Consider the following 22,841-nt stretch of genomic DNA (forward strand, 5'->3'; position numbering starts at 1 on the left):
AGGTTTGTCTGCTTTTGTTAAAATATAAAGGTGTTTTTGGTGTTAACTTATATAAAAGGGTGGCAAAGATATAGTAAAGGAAAGGACGGGTTATGGTAAGAAAGGTTGGTTTAACTGACAGTGTTGGTTTTGCTTGTCTGGAAGATCTACAGTTGTCGAACTCCTATATGTGGGGTACCGCAATCAGTCTGGACTATTGTGGCAGAGAGGATTGTATAAAAGGCTGGAAGTTTGGTCCATACGTCAGAGAATCATATGTTATCCATATGGTAAAGAAGGGCAAGGGTACATTTACAATTGCGGGGAAGACTTATGAACTGGGACCTGGACAGGCGTTTATCATCAGACCTGGTGAGGAGACTACTTACAGGGCTGACGATGATGATCCATGGAGTTACATGTGGGTTGGATTTCATGGCTACAGAGCTGAAGATTTTATAGAATCTATGGGCTATAAGAAAGATTCGCCTATCATAAAGATCGAGCAGATGGACATATGTACAGAATGTATCAACAAGATGCTCGAATATTCCCAGATCACACGTATAAACGAGGTGAAGAGACAGAGTGCGCTTATGATGTTGTTTGCTACTATTATGGAGGATAATACATCTGATCAGCAGGAGAATGACAATGTAGAGTATCCAAGCAAGATATACGTCAAGGCGGCAGTTGATTTCATCACTGAGAAGTATATGAACAAGATCAAGATAGATGATATTGCTGATTTCATAGGAATAAGCAGAAGTCATCTGACAGGAAGCTTCAAGAAGGAGATGGGTGTATCACCACAGGAATATCTGATTAATTTCCGATTGGAGAAAGCTGCAAGTCTGCTTAGATCTTCAAAGGAGCAGATCAATATAATCGCATATCAGTGTGGTTATGAGGATTCTCTTTCTTTCTCCAAAGCATTCAAGCAGAAGTTTGGAATGAGTCCTAAGTCATTCAGGAATCTTGAGGTTGAGCTTGAGACGAATGATGCCAAGTTTGGACATGAGGCTTCGAAGCTGTAAGATATAATTGAATCAAAAAATTTGAATTAAGCAAAAGGCGGGTGTGCGATTTGTCGCACATCCGCCTTTGCTGTATTTACGATATACGGTAAAAACTACTGTCTGCCATGATATGAATTGTCAACGATAAGCTTCTTGGTAACCTTTGTGGATTCAGGATTATCCTCATCTGATTCAGATGTCTGGTCATCGCTGTGCATCCATGAAGCAGGATCATCGTCCGTGTACTTCTTTGTAACCTCATCCAGATATGGGGTGAATGCCTTCAAAAACATGAATGATGATACATATGCTATAAGGCCAAAGCCACAGACTATGAACACGAATATACCTACCATAAATACCTGAGTGCTGGATAGCAGAACATATGCAGGCAGAGTGTAGAGAACCATGATCACTATTGTAAATATGAAGTTCTTGGCTGCCAGGTAAATGGACTGCAAGAGAAGGTTCTTCAATGTGTTCTTAAAGGCACTTATGACAGGGAACAGGTAAATTGCGATGAAGCAAGTCAATATCATAAGCACGACACTGGTGTAGTACATGAGCTTGTTCTCCTGTGGACCACCCTTGCCAAAAAGGTTGAAATCCAGAGTGAATATAAATGATATAAGAAGGAATAGCAGCCATGAAATCGTTGACTGTTTGAAATTATCCTTGAAGCCTTTGAAGAATAATTTCACTACACCTCCATTTTCGCCTGTCCTCTGCTTCTTTAACAGAGTGAAATACATTGCGCTCATGGAAGCTCCCATGGTGACTATGGGAATACTACACAATATGAATAGAATGTTCACTATTATAATATCGCCGAGCGTTCCAAAAAATCTGGAAAACCAGCCGTCACTGCTGAAAATGTTCATAAAAATCCTCCTGATGTAAAAAGTGATAATATCGTTTGTTTAACTATAGCACAAAAAGGTATGCCAATATATAGCGAATTTTACAATTTACCATATGTATTCTACAATTTACCATAAAATAGCACAAAAACAGCGAACTTAACTACTTAAAAATATACATTTGTGACAAAAACCCATGATATTTTGACATTTTACCATGTAAAAAACTTCACCAAAATTTTATAATTCAATCATAGGAAGCACACAGAACGTTTTTTAAGGAGGAAGGTTTTATGAGAAGAACAATGAAGAAAGCAGTAGCAGTAGGGCTTGCAGCGGCAACAGCATTTTCACTGTGCGCATGTGGTGGCGGTGATGGAAGCAAGGGTAGCAGCAAGGATGCACTTGAGGTAGTTATCTGGGATAACAACCAGCAGAAGGGTCTGCAGCAGATATGTGATCTCTTCACAGAAGAGACAGGAATCAAGGTTGATGTACAGGTTAAGGAGTGGGATTCATACTGGACACTTCTTGAGGCTGGAGCATCAGGTGGAGATATGCCGGATGTATTCTGGATGCACTCCAACAACTCACAGATGTACATGAAGAACAACAAGCTCTTAAAGCTCGATGACTACATTGAGAAGAGCGATAAGGTTGATATGAGCAACTACATGTCAGAGATCACAGAGCTCTACACATATGATGGCTCATATTACGCAGTACCAAAGGATTACGATACAATCGCTCTCTGGTACAACAAGAAGATGTTTGATGATGCAGGACTTTCTTATCCAGATGAGACATGGACATGGGATGACCTCTATGATGCAGCTAAGAAGCTTACTAATGGCGATCAGTACGGTTTCTGTATGAACACATCAAACGATCAGGACACATACTACAACATGGTTTACTCAATGGGCGGTTACATCGTAAATGACGATCACACAAAGTCAGGATATGACGATGCCAACACTATCAAGGCTATGGATTATGTAGGAAAGCTCCTCAAGGATTGCTGCCCACCGGCAACAACAATGTCAGAGACAGGTACAGACGTTATGTTCCAGTCAGGTACAGTAGCAATGATCACACAGGGTTCATGGATGACAGCAGGATTCCTTGACAACGAGTATCTCGTTGAGAACTGTGACGTAGCAATTCTTCCATACGACAAGACAACAGGTATGAGAACTTCTATCTGTAACGGACTTGGATGGGCTGCATCAGCAGACACAAAGAGACCAGATGACTGTTGGAAGCTTATCGAGTGGTTAGGTTCAAAGGAGATGCAGGAGAAGCAGGCTGAGCTTGGTGTAACAATGTCAGCTTACAATAACACATCAGATAAGTGGGTTAACTGCACAGACAAGTTCAACCTCAACGCTTACCTTGATATCACAAAGGAGTCAACAGTTCCAGGCGTAACAAATGAGCTTATACTCAGACCTTACACATACAATTCAACAGTATGGTCACAGGCAGCACAGACATTCTTCGCAGATGCATGGGCAGACACATCAAAGATGGAGCAGTCATGTAAGGACTTCGCAACACAGATGAACGAGTACATCGCAGAGGAAGACAAGTAATCCTACAGAGCATTTATAAGATAACATAACAGTGGGTAGGATGGAGGTCCTGCCCATTGCTTACCAGAAACAGGTGGGGTGTTAATTACAATATAAATGAATAAGAGGAGGGATTTTATGTCAGATAACAACAAGAAAGTTGAAGAAAAAGCGGCTGAGATAATTCAGGCTACAGAGACACAGACAGTTAAGCCGGCAGCAGCAGAAGATAAAGAGTTCAAGAAAAAGAAGTCAACAACATGGGAAAGAAACCAGCGCAAATGGGGCTGGGCATTCATCCTCCCAACAATGATAGGAATCATCGTACTTAACTTATGGCCTATAGTACAGACAATATATCAGTCATTCTGCAAGGTCGGTTCATTCGGAGATTCATCATTTGCAGGATTTGCAAATTACAAGAAGATGTTTGCTGACCCTGAGGTATGGCAGTCACTTCTCAATACATTCAAGTATGCGATCATTGAGGTTCCATTCTCAATCGCCATCGCACTTATACTTGCGGTATTCCTGAATCGCAAGATGCACGGAAGAACAATATACAGAGCAATATTCTTCCTGCCAATGGTAGTTGCACCTGCAGCTGTAGCCATGGTATGGAGATGGTTATACAATTCACAGTTCGGTCTGTTAAACCACATCCTCGGTACAAAGATCGAGTGGATATCCAATCCAAAGATCGCATGGATCTCAGTTGCAATCATCGGTGTATGGTCGATCATTGGTTACAACATGGTTCTGTTCCTTGCAGGACTTCAGGAGATACCTAAGGATTACTACGAGGCAGCGGATATTGACGGAGCATCAGGAGTAAGAGCATTCTTCAAGATTACTCTTCCACTTCTCTCACCTACAGTATTCTTCGTACTCGTAACAAGAGTAATCGGAGCACTTCAGGTATTCGACCTTGTATACATGGTAATGGATATTTCCAATCCGGCCCTCAAGAAGACAGAGTCCATCGTATATCTGTTCTACCAGTATTCGTTCCAGAATGGTAACAAGGGTTATGGATCAGCAATAGTAGTTCTTCTTCTCGCAGTCATCATGGTACTCACAGTATTCCAGATGATAGGTCAGAAGAAGTGGGTTCATTATAACTAGGAAGGGGGAATCGATATGACAAGAGGCGTACAGTTTAAGAGAAGAATGCAGAAATTATTGATTCACCTCATTCTGATCATATTCTCAATTATTATGATAGTGCCATTTGTATGGATGACACTCACAGCATTTAAGACAGTAACAGAGGCAACTTCGGTAAGTCCATTCGTAATATTCCCATCACAGTGGCGTACAGACGCGTTCACAACTGTTTGGAATAACATGAACTTCCTTGTCCTTTACAAGAACACATTACTGCTCATATTCTTCAGAGTTGTATGTGCATGTCTCACAGCAACACTCGCAGGATATGCATTTGCAAGACTTAAGTTCAAGGGCAGAGACTTTATGTTCTCTCTGATACTTTTCCAGATGATGATTCCTTCACAGATATTCATCATCCCACAGTTCCTGATGATCAGTAAGATGGGCATGACAAATACAATGTTTGCTCTGGTATTCCCGGGAATTGTAACAGCGTTCGGTACTTTCCTGCTCAAGCAGGCTTACATGGGACTTCCTGGAGATCTCGAGGAGGCAGCGAGACTTGACGGATGTAACATTCCAAAGACATTCGTGTTCGTCATGGCTCCGCTTGCAAGATCATCGATGGTTGCCCTCGGTATATTCACAGCAGTGTTCGCATTCAAGGATCTGATGTGGCCACTGGTTGTAAACAGCAGTGCAAACAAGATGCCGCTCTCAGCAGCTCTTGCAACAATGCAGGGACAGTATCAGTCCAATTATCCACAGCTGATGGCTGCATCTCTTATATCATGTATACCAATGATCGTTATATACCTGATATTCCAGAAGCAGTTCGTAGAAGGTATTGCAACATCAGGTGGAAAGCTCTAAAGAAAGTTAAAGAAGATATTATATATGCTCACAGGGTGACGTCACTTAATGACGCCACCCTTGTGAAATATATCGTAAATACGAAGTATTTACGATGCTGCAGACGCCGCGCGAAGCGCCTCCCATGCGTCTGTTCCAAAATATATCGTAAATACGAAGTATTTACGATGCCGTGGACGCCGCGCGGAGCGCCTCTCATGCGTCCACTCCAAAGTATATCGTAAGTGCGAAACAAAAGGAGGACGTCTATGAAAAAGCCGATAATCACGGAAGAAGAAAAACAGAAGATAAAAGAGATGGACTCCACACGCAAAAAAATAGGATATATCTGGGATTATTACAAGCTTTGGATAATCGGTGCGGTCGTTCTCGTGGGACTTGTAGTGTATTTCACTGTTGTGTTTGCAACGAGGGAGGACAAGCCGATACTGGATGTCGTCCTTGTGAACAACTACGATGATGTTTCAGAGGACTGCAGGCTGACACAGGGATTTGTGTCGTATGTAGGGGAAGAAAATCTCCCGGGAAGGGTTACATTTGACAACAATGCATTTTTTAATCTGGCAAATAACTCAGATTATAAGAACAGTTACTATATGAAGGTGCTGGCATACCTTGAGGCGGACACTGCTCAGGCAGTCTTGTGCCAGTATGACAATCTCATAGGTCTGGCGAAGAGCGGCAGACTTGCAGACCTGTCGGATGAGAAGGTCGGCGATATATATGATAAGTATAAGGATAGGATAATTTATTACGAGGATGAAGAGGGGAAGAAGATACCTGTCGGAATAGATGTATCTGAAGGATACAAGGCGGCAGGACTTACTGAGTACACAGATGGCAAGGCATATATTGGATTGTCAGCATATGCGGCGGATTATGGATATGTGGAGAAATTTGTGGACTACATGGTGGAACTTGGAATACAATCCGGCGGAGCCGGTTGTAGATAAATTATGAGGAAAGACCAGTCAAATGAAATTTGGCTGTAGAGAAACTGGAGATCACGAAAAGGAGGACTTGGGCATGGCAATATTGATAAATGAAGAGAAAAAGCTTTTCACATTGAACACCAAAAATACTACATATCAGATGAAGGTGATTGACTATGGGTATCTGGCTCATCTGTATTATGGCAAGAAAATGGACGGGGATATGTCATATGTCATAACTCATTACGATAGAGGATTCTCAGGCAATCCTTATGAAGCACAGGAGCACAGAGAATTCTCTCTGGACAACATTCCACTGGAATATAGCTGCTACGGCAACGGAGATTTCAGGACTCCGGCATTCAACATAAAGGACATAGAGGGAATACATGGATGTGATCTCAGATATGTTTCATATGAGGTGATGGACAGTAAGTATAGTCTCAAGGGACTTCCTGCTGCTTACACAAATGACGGCGAGAAGGGTGAGACCCTTAAGATCGTTCTTCAGGATCCTCAGGTGGGAGTGGAGGTTGATCTTCTGTATGGAATTATAAAGGATAAGGATCTGATCACAAGATCAGCTATAGTCAGAAATATAAGCGATGCGGATATATTTGTGGCAAAGGCATCAAGTGTGAGCCTGGATTTTGTGACAGGTGATTATGATCTCATCCACTTCCACGGAAGACATGCTATGGAGCGCATGTATGAGAGAGAAGCTATAAATCATGGTGTGAAGAAGATCGGAAGCACAAGGGGTACATCAAGCCATCAGCACAGCCCATTTGTGGTTATAGCAGGCAAGGATGCAAATGAAGATGCGGGCGACTGCTACGGAATCTCACTTCTCTATAGTGGAAGCTTCAACTGTGAGGTTGAGAAGGATCAGACAGATCAGGTGAGACTCAACATGGGCGTTCAGGATGAGATGTTTGAGTATGTGCTCTATCCTGAGAGTGAGTTTGTGGCACCTGAGGTAGTTATGGTATATACACCTGATGGATTTGCCGACATGTCACACAAGATGCATGATGTTGTGAGATACAATATCTGCCGCGGCGAGTACAAGACAAAGAGAAGACCTATTCTCATCAACAGTTGGGAGGCAGTATACTTCGACTTCAACGGTGATGATATAGTTAATATAGCAAAGCAGGCTTCAGAGCTCGGCGTTGAGATGCTGGTTCTGGATGACGGCTGGTTCGGTGTGAGAAATGATGACAAGTCAGGTCTCGGCGACTGGTTTGTAAATGAGGATAAGATGGGCGGCCCTATGGCTGATGTTGTCAAGAGGGTTAAGGATCTCGGCATGAAGTTCGGTATCTGGATCGAGCCTGAGATGGTATCCGAGAAGAGCGAGCTTTTCAAGGAGCATCCAGATTATGCATTTGTGATCCCTGGAAGAAAGCCTGTCATGGGAAGAAGCCAGCTCAATCTGGACTTCTCAAGAAAAGAGGTCGTAAACTGTATATTTAATCAGCTGACAGCGGTGCTTGACAAGATAGATGTTGATTATATAAAGATGGATATGAACAGAAGCATCTTAAATGTATACTCCATGACAGAGGGAATCCAGAACAATGGAACTATCCTCTACAAGTATGTTCTCGGTGTATATGATTTCATGGAGAGACTTCAGGCGAGATATCCAAAGATGTTCATCGAGGGCTGCAGCGGTGGCGGTGGAAGATTTGATGCCGGAATGATGTATTACACACCACAGATCTGGTGCAGTGATGATACAGATGCCATCTGCAGACTTGACATACAGTATGGAACTTCATTTGGATATCCTATATCGGTGGTTGGTTCACACGTATCAGCGGTTCCAAATCATCAGACAGGCAGGACAACTCCATTCAATACAAGAGCCGTTGTTGCCATGGCAGGAAGCTTTGGCTACGAGCTTGATCTGAACAAGGTCAGCGATGAGGAGAAGGAAGAGGTAAAGGCTCAGGTAGAAAACTACAAGAAGTACTGGGATCTTCTTCATAATGGACTTTACTACAGACTGACGGATGCGGATAAGAGCAAAGGTGTAGCTGCATGGTCATTTGTCGCAAGGGACAAGTCAGAGACCCTTGTCAATATCGTGACGGTGGAGAGCTTCTGCAATGCCCCTGTACCTTTTGTCAGAGTAAAGGGACTTGATGCGGATGCCACATATGTTGACGAGGAGACTGGCGCAGAGTACAGCGGACAGGGACTTGACCAGATAGGACTTCCTGTACCACTCAAGTTCGGCGAGTACAATGCTTACCAGATCCATCTGGTTAGAAAGTAAAATTGCATAAGTGATATTGTGTTATTTATACATAAATATTAATTATATTGTATTAAATTACAGCTTCATGATAATATGAGGCTGTAATTTTTTGTGCTTATATATTCGGCATAAATGTGCTGAATATGTATGGGAGAAAAAGGGAGGTTACATATGAAATTGAAGGGGATAATGGCTGCGGCTGTAACTGTAGCCATGGTGTCGTCGTGCAGTCCTATGCCGATGACGACTGCACAGGCACAGACTTTACTGTCAAATATGACAGCGTATGCCGTACAGATGAATGAAGCTGAGATATCAGCAGCTACAGAGGATATTTCAGAGCTTGAGGGTGACTATGGGGTTGTGAACATAGTTAATGGCAAGGAGAGTAAAATATCATTTGTCACGGATGAGACAGGATATTATGAGATAATATTGCAGGGAAGCCAGTCACGGCTGATGCTTCAGGAGACCTTGTATAACAGTAAGAGTAAGCGCCTTGCTACAGGTAAAAAGGATGGCAGTGGATGCTGCAGGCTGGTATACAAGTGCACTGCGGGGGAGAAATACATTCTTGGGTCTAAGTATGCCCGTTCTTATACAGTTTCCGAAAGTGCAAATATAAGCGTGAGAAAGCTTCCGGATGTGGCGGCAATAAAAATGGTGCCGGATAATACAACGATACTGGAGGGAACACCAGACTCCATAACATCGGCGTACGCAACGGTAACCTATTCCGGTGGAAAGGTGCGCAGTTCAGGTATCAGCGGCTCAGACTGTAAGATAGATGGAGTTACATACAGTCTGTGGGTGAAGGATTCCAAGGGAAATTATTATTATGAGGGCGATGCAGGGGATATGGTATCGTATGCGGATGCGGAAAAGCTTCCGGCCGGTACATATACCGTTCAGCTTACAGACAAAATGGATAGTGAGCCGGACCAGTCGACCAAGATATATGATTCGTACACTGCAAAGGTGCAGACTCCTGCTGAATATTTTGTAGGAAAAAGGAATATCAGTGAGACGGATACCTACGCATATGATACCAGGGTGGACGGTTACGAGTATTACAGATTTATACCATCTGCAACTGCTGACTTTGTGTTTGAAGTAGATGAATCATCAACTGCATTTATAGATGTATATGATTCGGACATGGCGGTGGTTGAGACCGATAATGACAGGTATTCATTTGTCAAGGGAAAGACCTATTATGTCAGACTTTCAGGAACAACGGATGATGACAATGAAACATTGAATGAGGTCAGGCTCAAGGCGAAGAAGTATGTGGCACCTTCAGGGGTGACATTGAAGCTGGCAAAGAGCGAATGGGCAGCCGGAACGCCGATAAGCTTCATGAATGGTGCGAGCAGTACAATAAAGTATAATGATAAGTCCACGGAAAGCATAGATCTGACCGGTGGAAGTGGATACAGTAATGGAAACAGATATACAGTATATTATTCGTCATCTGATGATAACTGGAAAGAGTACGAATATGAAAAAGGTGTAACTCTTTCAGAGGGCGAGTACAAAGTAGCTGTGGGATATGATGCGGCTGAGGAAGATCAGGAGCTGCTCGGCACGGCAGTGCTTAAGGTAGTGTCCATAGACAAGCTGAGCGCAGGACAGCTCTTCGAAGGTGTCAACAATGTGAGTGTCGGAACGGATGAGTATGACAAGGCTTATTACAGTTTTGTCATGCCATTTGACGGAAGTGTGGTAATAGAAAGCGACAGTCCTTATTGTGTATATGAGTCCGGTGATGAGGGCCCGGTAGAGGTTACAGGAAAACTTACCGGAGGCAGCACCTATTACGTAGGCCTGTATAATGAGTTATCTACATCCAAGACAAATGTGAGACTGAGCTTTATTCCGAAAGTGACAGATATGATTGCTGTTCCCGAGAACACAGATTTCATCAGAATGGGCAGCTACGATAAGGATATCAGCAGTTATGTAGATGGAACCAGAGTAAAGATCTCGTATGCTGACGGAAAAACAGAGGAGCTGGTGTTTGACGATTCGGACAGTGTGGAAACCTCCAGAGGAGACGAGGTACGTGCTGAGATAGTTACAGATATAGAAAATGAGTGCCCTGTCGGAGCGGCACAGATTAGGATATACACACTGTATAGTGAGGACTCTTATGCATATGACATAGAGATAAAGGATATAGAGGATGTTGCTGCCGGAAGTCTTGCGGAGGGATCTAACCAGGTAAGTCTGTCGGAGAATGGCAGTGCATATTATACGTTTAAGCCTTCGATATCTGCCAGGTATACATTTGCCCCAGTGGGCGGTATGGAGATCTACAGCAAGATCGACGCTGACGATGAGACAATGTATGATCTGAAGAAACTTAGTGTATCGGATGGCGAGGCTGCACTTGAGAGCGGCAATACATACTATATCTGTCTCGATGGCGGAGTAGAGGACAAGTGGGGAGATACGCAGACCAGTTGGAGCATGAATGTGACAAGGGGAGAAACTTTGTCAAATTCAAAGATCAGTTCATGGAAGCTGAGAGATAACAGAACCTATGAATTCCTTCCAGATATGAAATTATCAGGTATCAAAAACCTTCTGGATAGAGAGACTCTCCAGTTTGTATATGATGATGGCAGTGTAAAAGAGGCCAGTGTCGGTGACAGCGAGGATAATGAGCTGATCACGAGTACATGGTACAGATATAACGAGAAAACTGGAAAGTATGTCGAGATCGCAGGCTTTGGCAGCAGGGTTGATACTGGCAGATACATGGTTGAACTTGCAATCGCTGGTGCGGATGGCATGGATACGGTTGATATACCATTTGCAGTGAAGACTGCACAGAGCATGAGCCTTGGAACATGGGACGGCTCAAAGACGCTGGATATTTCCGGCGACAGATATGTGTATGTATATAAGGTAAGTGCCCAGGCGGGTTCGTATGTGGTATCCGCTGATGAGAAGATCGATGGCATCAGGATTTTAGATGCAAATGGAACAGAGATAACGACTAACAACGTGGCTTATTCATCTGATGGATTTGGCAGTGCGGGATTTGACACAGCAGGCGGGGATCTGTATGTATGTGTGTATCCGGGAAAAAATGTAAATAAATGCGGCGTGACAATGAAGGATATCGTCAAGGCTGTAAGTGTAAGCACAACCGTTTCTAAGACTGAATATCTGAGGAAATTTGATGAGATCAAGGGCAGCATAAAAACCGTTGTCACATATTCTGATGGAAGTACCAGAACATTTGGCGCGGATGACGATGATATAAGCTTTACGATCAAGAAAAACGGCAGGGTGAGCAGCTATTTAAGCATCGACACGATAACAGAACAGACCGGATTATATGAGATAATACCTTCCATATGGGGAATGGCTGACGATTGTGAAGTTCAGGGAGCATCATTTGACGTCGTAGATCTGAATGTGGATGAGCTGGAGTACCTGATATCAGATGAGCCTGTGGTGCTTTCAGGTGTTGAGAACACTGGGGATGTAAAGCTGTACAGATTTGATATTGCGTCAGATGGAGTGGTATCCCTTCAGAGACAGGGCTTTGAGCTTAAGGGTATATATACCATTGAGGATGATGGCAGCTTTTCAGATACATATAGCAGTGGAGATGCTTTCTCTCTGAAAAAGGGAAGCTATATTATAGCACTCTATGCGAGAGAGAAAGATGATCAGATAACATTTACATATCACGATTCGTATGTGACAGGTAATGGAAAAATAACACCGGGTCAGAAGATAACAGCGGATATAAGCTATGACGGAGAGGGCATCGAGTATGAATTTATCCCAACGGAGACCGGAGAGTACAGATTTACGGTGGACTGCGGAGATAATACAGTATACACCAGAATCTATGCTGATGGAGTTCTGGAAAAGACATACTCACGGAACGGCGGACAACTCATTATAGATAGGACATTTGAGGCGAACCGCAGTTATACATTCAGGATCAGCCTTGCGTCGCAGCAGACAGGAAGCGTGACGATCACTCCTGAGAAGGTGGAGGCAGAGGTAGAGAACGAGTACGATATCTCCGCTGTGAGCATATCAGGATGCAAGGTGAAGAAGACGGAGGACGGATACAGTGTAACCGGAGATATAGAGATAACATATGCAAATAATGAGAGTCAGAAGACACCATTTGTCAGCGGAAGATGGACAGATGCATATGGAAATACCATTCAGGGAATCATGTCTGTTGTGAAAAATGACACATACACAGATGTGACCCTGGATCTCAGATATAAGAATACGGGTTCATCAGAGTGGATATATGCTGAGTCAAAGACCCAGAAGTTTGGGGCTGGAGATGACGAGGGATGGATCATAACCAAGACTCCGACATGTACTGAGAACGGAGAGAAGACAAGGTACATTGAGGATGAGGATATATATGAGACCGAGGTGATCCCTGCTACAGGACACAGCTTCACAAAGTATGAGTCAGATGGAAATGCCACATGTTCGCAGAAGGGAACCAAGACGGCAAAGTGTGACAATAACTGCGGAGAAAAGGATACTATCATAGACGATGAGACCACAGTTCCTCACGATTATCAGACGGTGTGGACGGTTAAGAAAAAGGCATCACAGACCCGTGACGGATATAAGGTGCATGTGTGCAAAAACTGCAAGTCAGCCAGCAAGGAAACTCAGAGTATATACAGGATAAAGAGTATCAGGCTTGCATACAGCGCTGTTGAGTATGATGGTACAGCTAAGAAGCCTGCGGTAGAGGTCAAAGACTCAAAGGGCAGAAAGGTTGCCGCAGGAAATTACAGCGTTTCATATTCAAATAACAAGAATATCGGCAAGGCCAAAGTTGTCATCAAATTCAAGGGTGACTATGAAGGGGAGAAGACACTCACATTTGACATCAAGATGGGTGTGAGAAAAGTTGAGTCCGTTGACAACACAGCAAATGGAATAAAGTTGAGCTGGAAGAAGTATAAAGCGGCATCGGGATATGTTGTTTACAGAGGAGTAAATGGAAAAGCATATACGATAGCAGGTGTTGTTCAGAATCCGGATACAACATCGTTCGTGGACGTCACAGCTAAAAATGTGGGTGTAAAGTATACATATAAGATAAGAACTTATAAGACATTTGGCGATGTGACATACAATTCGGCATTTGGCGGCGAGAAGACAGGAAGTTATGTACCTGCCGTGAAGCTGAAGAAATTCACAAGTGCATCGGCCGGAACAGCCAAGGTTACATATAATAAGGCAGTCAAGGCCACCGGATATCAGATACAGTATGCAGACAATGCATCGTTTAAATCTGCAAAGACGGCCAATGTAAACGGAGGTTCAGTTACAAGTAAGACCATCAAACGACTTACTAAGGGCAAGAGATATTATGTCAGAGTACGAAGCTTTAAGAAGATTGATGGTAAGGTTTACTATTCCGCATGGAGTGGAAAGAAATCGGTTGTAATAAAGAAGAGATAATATCAAAAGAAATAGAAGAATCCGTCATGGATACAATCTGTATCCGTGGCGGATTGTTTTTTTATTCTGTGTGTTCATCATCATAACGCCTTTTATTACATAATAGCGAAAGAAAACAGGTAATAAAGTGTAAAATTTGAGATAATGTGATGTTTTTGGTTGGACATGGCAGATATAAAATGCTACCATGATTCTATGGGAACATTATTGTTCCAGAGCAGCAAAAGGGATGAGCAGAATAAGGAGAGAAAAATGGACGAGAATAACGTAAATGGATTTAATGATATGGACGACGATGAGGACGAGGGAACTACTGTCCTCACGACTCCGGGAGTGAGCGCATTTTCTTCGGTGCAGAACAGTGCACAAGGGCAGCCGAACCCAGGTCAGCCACAGCAGAATCAGCAGCCGGGTGGATTTGGACAGCCGATGGGCGGACAGTATGGAGGATTTGGACAGCCACAGTATGGTCAGCCGCAGTACGGTCAGGGTCAGCAGTTTGGTGGAAATGTCCAGTCGACAGGTGGACAGTATGGAGGATTTGGACAGCCACAGTATGGTCAGCCGCAGTACGGTCAGGGTCAGCAGTTTGGTGGAAATGTCCAGTCGACAGGTGGACAGTATGGAGGATTTGGACAGCCACAGTATGGTCAGCCGCAGTACGGTCAGGGTCAGCAGTTTGGTGGAAATGTCCAGTCGACAGGTGGACAGTATGGAGGATTTGGGCAGCCACAGTATGGTCAGCCACAGTACAGCCAGCAGCCGGGCATGACTCCGGGTGTTATGGAGCCGGGCAAAAAGGTGAACAAGAAGCTTATAGCAATAATAGGCGGAATCGCAGCGGCAGTCCTGATCGCGATAATAGTCGTTGTTCTGATCCTGGCGGGTGGTCCCGGTGAGAGAAGTGCCAAGAAGGTCGGAGACAAGCTGGTGACAGCCTATGAAAAAGGCGATGCCGATGCCATGGTTGATCTGATGGACAAGGAATATTACAAGCTGTATAACAGGATAAGAAGCTATACAGGCAGTGATGACTATGTCAAGGATACATTCAACGAGCAGGTCAGCGACATGGTAGATGAGGTAGGCAAGGTCAAGAGTATCAAGGTCGAGGACCGATCAGAGAAGGAATATGACGAGGATAAGCTTAAGGATGTAAATGATACATTTGACATGCTGGATGTCGACATGACGGTTGACAAGTGCTACGAGGTGGATCTTGATGTCAAGATAAAAGGATCTACTGACGAATCAGATGGCGAGATCATATACACAGTTATAAAGACTGGCGGTAAGTGGTATCTTGTAGACTATGATCTCTACGTATATTAGAAAATAAATCTCATGGATTGAGGATTGATTTCTCAGTCCATGAGATTTTTGTATATATTAGATAGATGCGAACGTGTTTTATAGTAAATATGCATAAAAAACAAATTGTATTTGTATATGCATGGTGATAATATAAAAAACGTAAGAAATTTTTATATGTATCTTAATAATGGAGCTGGTGGATATATCGTATACAGAAAGTCCGGCAGAGTGACATACTATTCGGCATGGAGCACAACAAAGAATGTGGTTATAAAGAAGTAGAATAGTAAAGTATTTGCGCATATTGCGATTGACAAACCACAAATACTTGCTATACTAATGAATGGATAGGTTCAGAAATGGCTTATACAGGCGGTTTTCTGGATCATATAAGTTAAAAACGATGACAGAGACAGTACGGAGTCTGCGAGATCAGCAGCGAGCCGGGGGCGGTGCGAGCCCGGTGACAGTAGAGACTTTCGGAATATCACTCTGGAGTTGCAGACCAAAAGAGATTTGCTCAAGTAGGCTCTGACGTATTTCCTGCGTTAAGGGGAGCGCATATGTTAGTATGTAAGTAATAGGTGGTATAACGAACTTAAAGCCCTTCGTCCTGATTACGACGAAGGGCTTTTTTATATTTATCACAGAAAGGAAAGACGACATGTACGACAAGGTTTCGACTAAACTGGAATTCGTGAACAGAGAGCAGAAGGTATTGGACTTCTGGAAAGAAAATCAGGTATTTGAGAAGAGTGTTGAAGAGACAAAGGATCTGCCAACATACACATTCTATGATGGCCCTCCAACAGCAAATGGTAAGCCACATATCGGACACGTTCTTACACGTGTAATCAAGGATATGATCCCTAGATATCAGACAATGAAGGGACATAACGTAGTCAGAAAGGCCGGATGGGATACACACGGTCTGCCTGTTGAGCTCGAGGTTGAGAAGCTCTTGGGAATCGACGGCAAGGAACAGATAGAGGAATACGGACTGGAGCCATTCATCCAGAAATGTAAGGAGTCCGTATGGAAATACAAGGGCATGTGGGAAGAGTTCTCAGGCAAGGTCGGTTTCTGGGCTGATATGGACAACCCATATGTAACATACCATGATGACTTCATCGAGTCAGAGTGGTGGGCGCTGAAAAAGATCTGGGATCAGGGACTTCTGTACAAGGGCTTCAAGATCGTGCCTTACTGTCCAAGATGTGGAACACCTCTTTCAAGCCATGAGGTTGCACAGGGATACAAGACAGTCAAGGAGCGTTCAGCAGTAGTAAGATTCAAGGTTATCGGAGAGGATGCATATTTCCTCGCATGGACAACAACACCTTGGACACTTCCTTCAAACGTAGCACTCTGTGTAAATCCAGATGAGACATACGTGAAGGTTAAGGCAGCAGACGGCTACACATATTATCTTGCACAGGCGCTTGCAGACAAGGTTCTCGGCGGTCTTGCAAAGGAAGCAGCAGACGATCAGGCAGCAGTTCCTGCATACGAGGTTCTTGAGACATATGTCGGTAAGGATCTTGAGTACAAGGAGTATGAGCCACTCTATGAGTGCGTAAAGCCTGTATGTGAGAAGCAGCACAAGAAGGGCCACTTCATCACATGTGACACTTATGTAACTATGACAGATGGTACCGGTATCGTTCATATCGCACCCGCATTTGGTGAGGACGATGCAAATGTCGGAAGAAACTACGATCTTCCATTTGTACAGTTTGTAGATGGCAAGGGTGATCTCACTGAGGAGACTCCATTTGCTGGAATGTTCGTAAAGGATGCAGACCCTGAGGTACTGAAGGATCTGGACGCAAGGGGACTTCTTTTCGATGCGCCTAAGTTCGAGCATGAGTATCCACACTGCTGGAGATGTGACACACCACTTATCTACTACGCAAGAGATACATGGTTCATCAAGATGACAGCGGTAAGAGACAAGCTGGTTAAGAATAATGACACTGTAAACTGGATCCCGGAGAGCATCGGTAAGGGACGTTTCGGCGACTGGCTGAAGAACGTTCAGGACTGGGGACTTTCAAGAAACCGTTACTGGGGTACTCCGCTGAACATCTGGGAGTGTGAGTGCGGCTGCAGACATGCCATCGGATCAAAGGAAGAGCTCCGCTCAATGAGTGACAACTGCCCTGAGGACATCGAGCTTCACCGTCCGTTCATCGACGCTGTAACCATCAAGTGTCCTGAGTGTGGCAAGCAGATGCACAGAGTTACAGAGGTTATTGATTGCTGGTTCGATTCAGGATCAATGCCATTTGCACAGTGGCACTATCCGTTTGAGAATCAGGATATATTTGAGAAGCACTTCCCTGCTGACTTCATCAGTGAGGCTGTTGACCAGACAAGAGGATGGTTCTACTCACTTATGGCGATCTCAACACTGCTGTTCGACAAGGCTCCGTTTAAGAACGTAATCGTTCTCGGACATGTCCAGGATAAGGACGGACAGAAGATGAGTAAGTCCAAGGGAAATGCGGTAGATCCTATGGATGCTCTGAACAAGTACGGCGCAGATGCCATCAGATGGTACTTCTACAGCAATTCAGCACCATGGCTTCCTAACAGATTCCATGAGGATGCGGTTGTTGAGTGTCAGAGAAAGTTCATGGGTACACTGTGGAACACATATGCGTTCTATGTACTCTATGCAAATATAGACAACTTCAATCCACTTGAGCATGAGCTAGAGTACGATAAGTTGTCACTTATGGATAAGTGGCTCCTGTCCAAGCTGAACTCAACAGTCAAGGCAGTTGACGCAAACCTTGGCGCATACAAGATCCCTGAGACAACAAGAGTTCTTGAGGAGTTCGTGGATGACATGAGTAACTGGTATGTCCGTCGTGGACGTGAGAGATACTGGGCAAAGGGCATGGAGCAGGACAAGGTAAATGCTTACATGACACTTTACACAGCGCTCGTTACTATAGCACAGACAGTAGCTCCTATGCTCCCATTCATGGCAGAGGATATTTACCAGAATCTGGTTAGAAATATAGACAAGGATGCACCTCTTTCAGTTCATCTGTGCTCATTCCCTGAGGTGGATGAGAAGATGATCGATCCAGAGCTCGAGGTAGCTATGGACGAGATCCTGAAGATCGTTGTTCTGGGACGTGCAGCAAGAAATACAGCAAATATCAAGAACAGACAGCCAATCGGCAAGATGTATGTCAAGGCTGACAAGAAGCTTTTCGGTGAGGAGAAGGCTATCATCGAGGATGAGCTTAATGTGAAGAACGTTGAGTTCGATGATGATGTAAGCGCTTACACAACATACAGCTTCAAGCCACAGCTTCGTACAGTCGGACCTAAGTACGGCAAGCACCTTGGTAAGATCAAGGAGCATCTGTCAGCACTGGATGGCAACGCAGCCATGGCAGAGCTCAAGGCAGAGGGCGCTCTGAAGTTTGAGGCAGACGGAGAGGAGATCGTACTCACTGAGGCTGATCTTCTGATCGACATGGCTCAGATGGACGGTTTCGTATCTGAGGCAGACGGCGGTGTGACAGTAGTCATCGACACAAACCTGTCAGAGGAGCTTCTTGAGGAAGGATTTGTCCGTGAGATAGTATCCAAGGTTCAGACTATGAGAAAAGAGGCTGGATTCGAGGTTATGGACAAGATCACTGTATACGCAGACGGAAGCCAGAAGGCAAATGACATCATCGCAGCAAATGCAGACGCTATCATCGGTGACGTTATGGCAACAGAGATCGTAACCGGTTCTGTTGATGGATATTCCAAGGAGTGGAACATCAACGGCGAGAAGGTAACTCTTGGAGTGAAGAAGAACGACTAAGGGATATAATATTAGGGTTTAAAACAGGCATTTTGGAAAAAATTATCCCTGATCAAGAGAATACGGCCCGAAAGGTACAAATCTTAAAGATTTTGTATCTTTCGGGCTATTTTTATGTGATTTAGGAAAATTTTGTACTTTCTTTAAATATATTTGGATATTAGGGGATGACGGTGGAATTACGATTTATTAAGTTTGTGTATGTGTGGTGTTGGGAGTATATTATTGTATGAATAAATCGTACAAAGGACTGCCGTCAATATGTATATTGGCCAGTCAGAAAAACAAAGGAGAAAAAAGATGATAGCAATTTTCATTGCACCTTTTTACATAGCGTTAAATATATATTTGTTCTGGAGAATAAAGGGCTGGGTACAGGCATATTTCCCGAAACTCAAAGGCAAGAAGGGCTGGATAGTCCCGATAGTGCTATATGCATTTCTGGCGTCGGCGCTGGTGATCGCATTCTTCCTGCCACAGGGAAGGTTCAAACGTGGCATGAAGCTGGTGGGAAATTACTGGCTGGGTGTTCTGCTTTATATGATATTCTTCATAGTGATAGCCGAGCTTGGAAGATTCCTACTGCTTCATGTATTCAGAGTGAGCAAAGATAAGATATGTGTGCCGCGGGTTCGCAGGATAGTAGGCTGTGTGTGCGCAACACTTATCATGTGTATATCATTCTGGGGAGTGGTAAATGCGAGACTTGTGCGGGTGACGCCTTATGATGTGACCATCAATAAGGAAGCACGGGATGAGAATGGTAAGAAGATGGATTCCATGAAGATAGTGCTGGTTGCAGATCTTCATCTTGGATACAACATAGGCGTCAGGCAGGTTCAAAGAATAGTGAATTCTATAAATAAGCAGGACGCAGATCTGGTGCTGATAGCGGGTGATATATTTGACAACGAATGGGAAGCCGTTGACCAGCCGGAGGAGCTTGAGAAAATACTCCGGGGGATCAAATCAAAGTATGGAGTGTATGCATGCTATGGCAACCACGATATACAGGAGCAGGTGCTTGCCGGATTTACATTTGGCGGGCAGAAGGAGAAGACCAGCAGCCCGGAGATGGACGAGTTTATAGAGAAAGCGGGAATCACACTTCTTCGCGACGAGGGAGTGTTGATAAACGATTCCATATATATCTATGGCCGCCGCGATGCCCACAGACCGGGAAGTGGAGTCACAGACAGAGCATCCGCAGACGAGATCACGAAAAATGTGGACAAATCAAAACCTATCATAGTCCTTGATCATGAGCCAAAGGAGCTGGAGGAGCTGTCGTCGGCAGGTGTGGATATGGATCTGTGTGGACACACCCATGACGGACAAATGTTCCCAGGCAACATACTTGTGGCGATGATGTGGGAAAATTCCTGCGGCTACCTGAACGTTGACGGCATGCACAACATAGTGACATCCGGAGTCGGTGTGTTTGGCCCAGATATGCGGGTTGGAACCAAGGCGGAGATATGCCCGATAACGGTGAATTTTAAATGACCACCACACCACATAATATTTCGCCAACCGCTCGCATAACTTAATTAATAAAGGAAAATAACCATAACACCACAATACTCTGGACTTTGTGGCAAAAATACAGTAAATTTACGGGTATATAAACTGATTCGGGATAAAAATGAGGGGAGTGCCGGGTCGGATGATATGGATAACCTGGAAAGAGGAGGCGGTTGTATGGAAAAGTTAAATGAGATCGTGTCGGCGGTGGATGGATTTGTCTGGGGACCGGTCATGCTGGTGCTTCTGGTTGGAACGGGAATATTTCTGACGATCAGAACAGGATTTCTTCCTTGGAGGAACCTCGGCTATGCGCTGAAGAGTACACTTAGCAAGGAGGCAAGGACAAAGAGCAGAGGAACCGGAGACGTGTCACCATTTTCGGCACTGACCACCGCGCTTGCTGCAACCATAGGAACGGGAAATATCGTTGGTGTTGCAACGGCCATGGTATCGGGAGGTCCGGGAGCACTGGTGTGGATGTGGATATCCGCAGCATTTGGTCTGACATCCAAGTTCTCAGAGTGTATGCTTGCTATCAAGTATCGTGAGGTGAATGCCAAGGGCGAGATGAGCGGCGGTCCTATGTACACTATGAAGAAGGCATTCAAGCATAAGAAGTTCGGCGCAATGCTGGGCTGGCTGTTCGCACTCTTTGCAGTCATCGCATCATTTGGAATAGGAAATATGACACAGGCCAATTCCATATCTGAATCTCTTAGCAGCACATTCAGCGTGCCTACATATGTGACAGGAATCATACTTACGGTTTTTGCCCTTCTTATAATAGTTGGAGGAATCAAGACTATATCTAAGGTGTCATCAGTTGTTGTTCCTTTGATGGCGATATTCTATGTTGCAGCCGGACTTATTGTAATAATCATCAATATCCAGAATCTTCCGGCAGGAGTTGCCATGATATTCAAGATGGCATTCTCAGTCAAGGCAGTCGGTGGCGGTCTGTGTGGTACGATCACAGCAGCTATGATGAATGCCATGAGATTCGGTGTTGCCAGAGGAGTATTCTCAAATGAAGCTGGAATGGGCTCTGCGGCCATCACGGCGGCAGCTGCCACAACAGACAATCCTGTCCGTCAGGGTTACATCAATATGACAGGTACATTTTGGGATACCATAGTAGTATGTACCATCACAGGTCTCTGTATTGCATCGTCGGGTGTGCTTGGGATCACGGAGAACAGTACAAAGGGCAGCTATCAGGTGAGCGGAACGGAGATCACTGTGGAGGCTGTTGATTCTGACAACAAGACTACCACGACGGACTATACATATGAATTCGCAGATGACCAGCTTATTTTGACAGATACATCCAATTCGTCAAATACCCTTACGCTTTCAGTTCTTCCATCCGATGAACTGAACAAGGATGAGAATACAAAGCTTGCAAGTGAGCTTGCGGTGGAGGAGAGTCGGGCCGCCATAGGAAGTCTTACCGGTACATGGACTGATGTAGCCGGAAACCATTACACATTTGCTGAGAATGGGACATTTGCCTGCTCAACCGTCATAAAGGGTGCGGCTCTCACGATCCTGTCATTTGGCTCTGCGCTTGGCAAGGTGGGAGGCTGGCTCGTAACTATAGGAATTGTGCTCTTCGCATTCTCCACGATCCTTGGATGGGAGTATCACGGAGAGAAGGCGTTCGAGTACCTGTTCAAGTCGCACAAGTACAATATGATATACAGGATAGTGTTCTCACTTGTTGTATACGTAGGCGCGACGATATCGCTGGATCTTGTATGGAACTTCTCAGATATAGCGAATGCGCTCATGGCGATTCCGAACCTTATCTGCCTGCTGGCACTTAGCGGAGAGATCGCAAAGGATATGAAGGAATTCCAGTCTGTCATCAAGGCAGAGAAAGCATCAAAGTAGAATATTAAGTCCGGGGACGGAGGGGTCTGGAACCTCCGTCCCCTTTTTTATACTCTCTTAACCTAACTTTATACTTACTTTATTTTTTGTCCAAATTATGTTCATAAGTGATGGTTATTATATACAATATATGGGGACGGAGGTGTCAGACCCCTCCGTCCCCATGAGTAGATTAGAATAACAT

Annotated in this window: 12 protein-coding genes; 11 read left to right on the forward strand and 1 reads right to left on the reverse strand. The window is 44.4% G+C overall.

What is annotated here, in order from left to right; translation table 11 throughout:
• The first annotated feature begins 92 nt into the window (after positions 1–92).
• Positions 93–1,016 (forward strand): AraC family transcriptional regulator, encoded by a 924-nt coding sequence (locus tag DW159_RS08175; protein ID WP_117549961.1) that lies wholly within the window; start codon positions 93–95, stop codon positions 1,014–1,016.
• A gap of 95 nt (positions 1,017–1,111) precedes the next feature.
• Here DW159_RS08175 and DW159_RS08180 read toward each other — a convergent pair whose 3' ends face one another.
• Entirely contained in the window at positions 1,112–1,879 is a 768-nt protein-coding gene (locus tag DW159_RS08180) for a YesL family protein (protein WP_022217363.1), read from the reverse strand.
• A 272-nt stretch (positions 1,880–2,151) separates the two neighbouring features.
• On the opposite strand from DW159_RS08180, the gene DW159_RS08185 reads away from it, so the two are divergent.
• From DW159_RS08185 to DW159_RS08230, 10 genes are all read left to right on the forward strand, one after another.
• Positions 2,152–3,453, forward strand: a complete 1,302-nt coding sequence (locus DW159_RS08185; RefSeq protein WP_242992644.1) for an ABC transporter substrate-binding protein — start codon at positions 2,152–2,154, stop codon at positions 3,451–3,453.
• Between the two features lie 117 nt (positions 3,454–3,570).
• The gene (locus tag DW159_RS08190) at positions 3,571–4,557 is read left to right on the forward strand and encodes a carbohydrate ABC transporter permease (protein WP_015534456.1); all 987 of its coding nucleotides are present in this window, start codon (positions 3,571–3,573) and stop codon (positions 4,555–4,557) included.
• Positions 4,558–4,572: 15 nt separating this feature from the next.
• Positions 4,573–5,415: a carbohydrate ABC transporter permease gene (locus tag DW159_RS08195; RefSeq protein ID WP_117549963.1), complete on the forward strand. Its 843-nt coding sequence runs from the start codon at positions 4,573–4,575 to the stop codon at positions 5,413–5,415.
• 248 nt (positions 5,416–5,663) lie between these two features.
• Positions 5,664–6,368: a hypothetical protein gene (locus tag DW159_RS08200; RefSeq protein ID WP_055272033.1), complete on the forward strand. Its 705-nt coding sequence runs from the start codon at positions 5,664–5,666 to the stop codon at positions 6,366–6,368.
• Between the two features lie 73 nt (positions 6,369–6,441).
• Positions 6,442–8,634, forward strand: a complete 2,193-nt coding sequence (locus DW159_RS08205) for an alpha-galactosidase (protein ID WP_117549965.1) — start codon at positions 6,442–6,444, stop codon at positions 8,632–8,634.
• 153 nt (positions 8,635–8,787) lie between these two features.
• A complete protein-coding gene (locus tag DW159_RS08210; RefSeq protein WP_117549967.1) occupies positions 8,788–14,088 on the forward strand; it encodes a hypothetical protein in 5,301 nt (1,766 codons plus the stop codon).
• A 252-nt stretch (positions 14,089–14,340) separates the two neighbouring features.
• Positions 14,341–15,420, forward strand: a complete 1,080-nt coding sequence (locus DW159_RS13695; protein WP_187115861.1) for a hypothetical protein — start codon at positions 14,341–14,343, stop codon at positions 15,418–15,420.
• Between the two features lie 646 nt (positions 15,421–16,066).
• Positions 16,067–19,237: an isoleucine--tRNA ligase gene (gene ileS, locus DW159_RS08220; RefSeq protein ID WP_117549969.1), complete on the forward strand. Its 3,171-nt coding sequence runs from the start codon at positions 16,067–16,069 to the stop codon at positions 19,235–19,237.
• 300 nt (positions 19,238–19,537) lie between these two features.
• The gene (locus tag DW159_RS08225; RefSeq protein WP_117549971.1) at positions 19,538–20,743 is read left to right on the forward strand and encodes a metallophosphoesterase; all 1,206 of its coding nucleotides are present in this window, start codon (positions 19,538–19,540) and stop codon (positions 20,741–20,743) included.
• 195 nt (positions 20,744–20,938) lie between these two features.
• The gene (locus DW159_RS08230) at positions 20,939–22,657 is read left to right on the forward strand and encodes an alanine/glycine:cation symporter family protein (protein WP_117549973.1); all 1,719 of its coding nucleotides are present in this window, start codon (positions 20,939–20,941) and stop codon (positions 22,655–22,657) included.
• The last annotated feature ends 184 nt before the right edge of the window (positions 22,658–22,841 follow it).

The sequence above is a fragment of the Coprococcus sp. AM14-16 genome (assembly GCF_003434675.1).
GTDB classification, from domain to species: Bacteria; Bacillota; Clostridia; order Lachnospirales; family Lachnospiraceae; genus Coprococcus; species Coprococcus aceti.

Excerpts from the sequence above, each read along its gene's own strand:
- DW159_RS08200 (WP_055272033.1), top strand. The coding sequence starts at position 5,664 with ATGAAAAAGCCGATAATCACGGAAGAAGAAAAACAGAAGATAAAAGAG.
- ileS (WP_117549969.1), top strand. The coding sequence starts at position 16,067 with ATGTACGACAAGGTTTCGACTAAACTGGAATTCGTGAACAGAGAGCAG.
- DW159_RS08230 (WP_117549973.1), top strand. The coding sequence starts at position 20,939 with ATGGAAAAGTTAAATGAGATCGTGTCGGCGGTGGATGGATTTGTCTGG.
- DW159_RS08210 (WP_117549967.1), top strand. The coding sequence starts at position 8,788 with ATGAAATTGAAGGGGATAATGGCTGCGGCTGTAACTGTAGCCATGGTG.
- DW159_RS08195 (WP_117549963.1), top strand. The coding sequence starts at position 4,573 with ATGACAAGAGGCGTACAGTTTAAGAGAAGAATGCAGAAATTATTGATT.
- DW159_RS08190 (WP_015534456.1), top strand. The coding sequence starts at position 3,571 with ATGTCAGATAACAACAAGAAAGTTGAAGAAAAAGCGGCTGAGATAATT.
- DW159_RS08175 (WP_117549961.1), top strand. The coding sequence starts at position 93 with ATGGTAAGAAAGGTTGGTTTAACTGACAGTGTTGGTTTTGCTTGTCTG.
- DW159_RS08225 (WP_117549971.1), top strand. The coding sequence starts at position 19,538 with ATGATAGCAATTTTCATTGCACCTTTTTACATAGCGTTAAATATATAT.
- DW159_RS08185 (WP_242992644.1), top strand. The coding sequence starts at position 2,152 with ATGAGAAGAACAATGAAGAAAGCAGTAGCAGTAGGGCTTGCAGCGGCA.
- DW159_RS08205 (WP_117549965.1), top strand. The coding sequence starts at position 6,442 with ATGGCAATATTGATAAATGAAGAGAAAAAGCTTTTCACATTGAACACC.
- DW159_RS13695 (WP_187115861.1), top strand. The coding sequence starts at position 14,341 with ATGGACGAGAATAACGTAAATGGATTTAATGATATGGACGACGATGAG.
- DW159_RS08180 (WP_022217363.1), bottom strand. The coding sequence starts at position 1,879 with ATGAACATTTTCAGCAGTGACGGCTGGTTTTCCAGATTTTTTGGAACG.